General features: G+C 54.8%; 2 protein-coding genes. Both read left to right on the top strand.

What is annotated here, in order from left to right:
• A partial coding sequence (ybgF, locus tag EJP87_RS15845) for a tol-pal system protein YbgF (RefSeq protein WP_130472820.1) occupies positions 1–961 on the top strand: 961 nt, incomplete at its 5' end.
• Between the two features lie 4 nt (positions 962–965).
• Positions 966–1,667, top strand: coding sequence for a 7-cyano-7-deazaguanine synthase QueC (queC, locus tag EJP87_RS15850; protein ID WP_130472821.1), 702 nt, complete (start codon positions 966–968; stop codon positions 1,665–1,667).
• Positions 1,668–1,825 lie beyond the last annotated feature (158 nt).

A 1,825-nucleotide genomic window follows, 5' to 3' on the forward strand; every position in this document is an offset into this window, starting at 1 on the left:
GGAGCAGACAGAAAAAAGCAGCAAGGCTGCTCTCTCTGATCTGCAGCGGCGTCTGGCCGCCCAAGAGGCAGAGATGCGTTTGTTGCGTGGCAATCAGGAGGTTTTGCAACACGAAAATCAATCCTTGAAAGAGCAGCTCAAGGAAAAGGCGGTCATGGAAAGCGACATGGATCGACCCATGACTACTCTGCCAGCAGAACAAAACATTGCCATGCCCATGCAACCTGCGGCTGGGCAACCAGGAGCCAAAGCAATGCCGCCAGGTCAGGCGGTTCCTGTGACCACAACGCAACCCCCGCCAGGTACTGCAACCCCTCCTGGAAAAGGGGTGCCATCGACAGCCCCCGCTGCTGGAATGGCTGCCAATAGTGCCGGACAACCAGCAGCGCAGCAGATGGCCATGGCAAGCAAGCCAAGCACACCCTCTGCATCAGGAGCCGCTGCGGTAGCTGTTGGTCCTCCGCAGCAGATGTATGATGCCGCCTATCAACTGATGCGCAGCAGTCAATTCAACGCTTCACGCGAGGGGTTTGAAAAATTTCTGGACAAATATCCAGATGATACCCTGTCCGACAATGCCCAATATTGGATTGGTGAATTGAATTTGGTGCAAAAACATTATCGTGAAGCATTGGTTGCCTTCGGTAAGGTGTTGACCAAATGGCCGACCAGCCCCAAAGTGCCACCCAGTTTGTTAAAAATTGGCTATGCTTTCGATGAATTGGGTGATTTGGCCAATGCCCGAGCCAGTTTGAACAAACTGGTCAAAGATTATCCAGACTCTTCCGCAGTACCCATGGCGCGGCAACGCTTGCAGGAGATTGCGCAAAAAGAGAAAGATGCGGGTGCCACCAGCAAACCATCCGCACCGGCAGCGGTTGCACCAAGCAAAACCGAAACCGCCAAACCTCCCGCAGAGCCACCAGGAAGCCGGCGGGCAAAACGACTCGCAGGAGAATAATGGAATGGCAGAAAATCCTGCTGCCAAAGCAGTAGTGCTCTTATCGGGCGGCATGGATTCGGCGGTTTGTCTCTACACGGCACAAGCGATGGGTTTTTCTGTGTATGCCATCAGCTTTCGCTACGGACAGCGCCACCATAGCGAATTGCAGGCGGCAGAAGAGCTGGCTCGTTCTCTGCCGGTGGCAGCGCATTTGCTTTTTGATCTGTCGGCGGAAGCCTTTGCGGGTTCGGCTCTGACCGATTCCATTGCTGTGCCGAAAACGCTTGCGGGAGAGGGCATTCCAGTTACCTATGTTCCTGCTCGCAATACAGTATTTTTATCTGTCGCCCTGGCCTGGGCGGAATCGATGGCGGCAAAGGATCTTTTTATCGGCGTCAATGCCGTGGACTATTCCGGCTATCCAGATTGTCGACCTGCATTTATCGCGGCTTTTGAGCAGTTGGCCAATCTGGCGACCAAAGAGGGGGGATACCGAATTCACGCCCCTTTGCAACATCTTTCCAAGGCGGAAATTGTACGGCGTGGAATCGAATTGGGGGTGGATTTTTCCCGAACAAGAAGCTGCTATGATCCTGATGCGCAGGGCAGAGGTTGTGGAGGCTGTGCCGCATGCCAGTTGCGTTTAAGCGGCTTTGCGGAGGCGGGCATGGTGGATCCATTGCCGTACAGAGGCATGAGCAGGGCAACTGGCAACGCGCTGTGATCCTGCTGAGAAAAACAACTGCGGGTCCAGGGAGGGCACCTCCCTGGCCGGGTCCAGGGATGGAATCCCTGGGATTTTGTTTTTTAATCTTTTGCCTTTGGCGCGCCTTTCACAACAAGCCGACGCGCTTTTTGCGTCGGCGCGGCGCGGCTAATGGA

The organism is Candidatus Magnetaquicoccus inordinatus (genome assembly GCF_004217665.1).
GTDB classification, from domain to species: domain Bacteria; phylum Pseudomonadota; class Magnetococcia; order Magnetococcales; family Magnetaquicoccaceae; genus Magnetaquicoccus; species Magnetaquicoccus inordinatus.